The sequence below is a fragment of the Inhella sp. genome, assembly GCF_027532025.1.
In the GTDB taxonomy this organism is placed as follows: Bacteria; Pseudomonadota; Gammaproteobacteria; order Burkholderiales; family Burkholderiaceae_C; genus Inhella.
The window spans coordinates 1-2,998 of sequence record NZ_JAPZSY010000013.1 but is presented as its reverse complement, the minus strand read 5'-3'; the positions used below and the strand labels follow the sequence as shown (position 1 = coordinate 2,998).

The window sequence follows — 2,998 nt, the reverse complement described above, 5'->3', positions numbered from 1 at the left end:
ATCCCGTCTTCATCTGCATCGTCGCTGTGGTCATCGTCGGTTTCCTGGTCACCTACGTGGTGCCCCAGGTGGCCCAAGCCTTTACCAGCACGCGGCAGCAGTTGCCGGCGCTCACGGTCGCGGTGGTGGGGCTTTCGGCCTTCTTGCGGCAGTGGGGCTTGCTGCTGATGCTCGGACTCGCCGCTGGAGGCGTGGGCTTGGCTTGGGCGCTGCGCGAGCCGGCCTTCCGGCTCCGCTTCGACGCCGCCTGGCTGCGCTTGCCCTTGATCGGTCGGCTGGCGCGGGGCTACAACGCGGCCCGCTTTGCCGCCACCCTGGGCATGCTGGCCGGCGCTGGGGTGCCCATCCTCAAGGCGCTGCAGGCGGCAGCCGAGACCCTCTCCAACCACGCCATGCGGGCCGATGCCCTGGATGCCTTGGCCCAGGTGCGCGAAGGCGCCCCGCTTGGCGCCGCGCTGGCAGCCAAGAAGCGCTTTCCCGGCTTGTTGGCCATGTTCGCCCGCCTGGGCGAGCAAACCGGGCAGCTGCCGGCCATGCTGGGCCGCGCCGGCCGCCAGCTCTCTGGCGAGGTGCAGCGGCGCGCCATGGCCGCCGCCACCCTGCTGGAGCCCCTGCTCATCGTCCTGATGGGTCTGGTGGTGCTGGCCATCGTGATGGCGGTGCTCCAGCCCATCATTCAGCTGCAATCCTTCGTGCGCTGACGCACCCCTTGAAACCGCGCGAGCGGCCCCTATACTTCGGTCACTAGCACTCGCCATCATTGAGTGCTAACAGCTCGGCGCCAAGCCTCCCCGTTGTGGCGCCTCGTTTTTTCCCCAAGGAGAACCCATGAAGCTGCGTCCCCTGCACGATCGCGTGATCGTCAAGCGCCTCGAGAACGAAACCAAGACCGCCTCGGGCATCGTCATCCCCGACAACGCCGCCGAGAAGCCCGACCAGGGCGAAGTCCTGGCCGTCGGCCCGGGCAAGCGCAATGACAAGGGCGAGCAAATCGCCTTGAACGTCAAGGTCGGCGACCGCGTGCTGTTCGGCAAGTACAGCGGCCAGACCGTCAAGGTCGATGGCGATGAACTGCTGGTGATGAAAGAGGACGACCTCTTCGCCGTGGTTGAGAAGTAATCAGCCCCACTGAACTGAATTCGGAGATACACACATGGCAGCAAAAGACGTGATCTTTGGCGGCGAGGCCCGTGCCCGCATGGTCGAAGGCGTGAACATCTTGGCCAACGCGGTCAAGGTGACCCTGGGCCCCAAGGGCCGCAACGTGGTGCTGGAGCGCTCGTTCGGCGCCCCCACGGTGACCAAGGACGGCGTGTCGGTCGCCAAGGAAATCGAACTGAAAGACAAGCTCCAGAACATGGGCGCCCAGATGGTCAAGGAAGTCGCTTCCAAGACCAGCGACAACGCCGGTGACGGCACCACCACCGCCACCGTGCTGGCCCAAGCCATCGTGCGCGAAGGCATGAAGTACGTGGCCGCCGGCATGAACCCGATGGACCTGAAGCGCGGCATCGACAAGGCCGTCACGGCCCTGGTTGCCGAGCTGAAGAAGGCCTCGAAGGCCACCACCACCAGCAAAGAAATCGCCCAAGTCGGTTCGATCTCGGCCAACAGCGACGAGTCGATCGGTACCATCATCGCCAACGCGATGGACAAGGTCGGCAAGGAAGGCGTGATCACCGTTGAAGACGGCAAGAGCCTGGACAACGAGTTGGACGTCGTCGAAGGCATGCAGTTCGACCGCGGCTACCTGTCGCCCTACTTCATCAACCAGCCGGAAAAGCAAGTCGCCCTGCTGGACAACCCCTTCGTGCTGCTGCACGACAAGAAGATCAGCAACATCCGCGATCTGCTGCCGGTGCTGGAGCAAGTGGCCAAGGCCGGCCGCCCGCTGCTGATCATTGCCGAAGAAGTCGACGGTGAAGCCCTGGCCACCCTGGTGGTCAACACCATCCGCGGCATCCTGAAGGTCGTCGCCGTCAAGGCCCCGGGCTTCGGCGACCGCCGCAAGGCCATGCTGGAAGACATCGCCATCCTGACGGGCGGCAAGGTCATCGCCGAAGAAGTCGGCCTGACCCTGGAGAAGGTCACCCTGGCCGACCTGGGCCAAGCCAAGCGCATCGAAGTCGCCAAGGAAAACACCACCATCATCGATGGCGCTGGTGCAGCTGGCGACATCGAAGCCCGCGTCAAGCAAATCCGCATCCAGATCGAAGAAGCCACCAGCGACTACGACCGCGAGAAGCTGCAAGAGCGCGTGGCCAAGCTGGCCGGCGGTGTCGCCGTCATCAAGGTCGGTGCCGCCACCGAAGTCGAGATGAAGGAAAAGAAGGCCCGCGTGGAAGACGCGCTGCACGCCACGCGTGCCGCCGTTGAAGAAGGCATCGTCGCCGGCGGTGGCGTGGCCCTGCTGCGCGCCAAGCAAGCCGCTGGCGAGATCAAGGGCGACAACGCCGACCAAGACGCCGGCATCAAGCTGGTCCTGAAGGCCATCGAAGCCCCGCTGCGCGAGATCGTGGCCAACGCCGGTGGCGAGCCCAGCGTGGTCGTCAATGCCGTGCTGAACGGCAAGGGCAACTACGGCTTCAACGCCGCCAACGACACCTACGGCGACATGATCGAGATGGGCATCTTGGACCCCACCAAGGTCACCCGCACCGCGCTGCAAAACGCCGCCTCCGTCGCCAGCCTGATGCTGACGACCGAGTGCATGGTGGCCGAGGCCCCGAAGGACGAAACCCCGATGCCCGCCCCTGGCGGCATGGGTGGCATGGGCGGCATGGACATGTGAGCCCCCAGCGCGCCGCCTTCGGCGGCGCCGGTCCGCGCCGGGCCCCAATCGGCCCGCTCAACAGCCCCCCCGGGGGCTGTTTTTATTTTCCCCGGGGTGTGTTAGGCCGAAACCGAGGAGTCTGCGCGGCCCAAGCCCCGGCCGTCGCCGAGATTTAGGGGGGGACAGGCGAGGCGCAGGCGACGCCGCGGGGCGGGCGACGTCAGG

At 65.9% G+C, this 2,998-nt stretch carries 3 protein-coding genes; all 3 read left to right on the top strand.

Annotated features, from left to right (window positions below; all coding sequences use genetic code 11):
• The coding region (locus O9335_RS03035) for a type II secretion system F family protein (RefSeq protein WP_298383369.1) at positions 1-701 on the top strand (701 nt) is incomplete at its 5' end.
• Between the two features lie 127 nt (positions 702-828).
• Positions 829-1,119: a co-chaperone GroES gene (gene groES, locus O9335_RS03030; protein WP_127682805.1), complete on the top strand. Its 291-nt coding sequence runs from the start codon at positions 829-831 to the stop codon at positions 1,117-1,119.
• 34 nt (positions 1,120-1,153) lie between these two features.
• Positions 1,154-2,791: a chaperonin GroEL gene (gene groL / locus O9335_RS03025; protein WP_298383364.1), complete on the top strand. Its 1,638-nt coding sequence runs from the start codon at positions 1,154-1,156 to the stop codon at positions 2,789-2,791.
• Positions 2,792-2,998 lie beyond the last annotated feature (207 nt).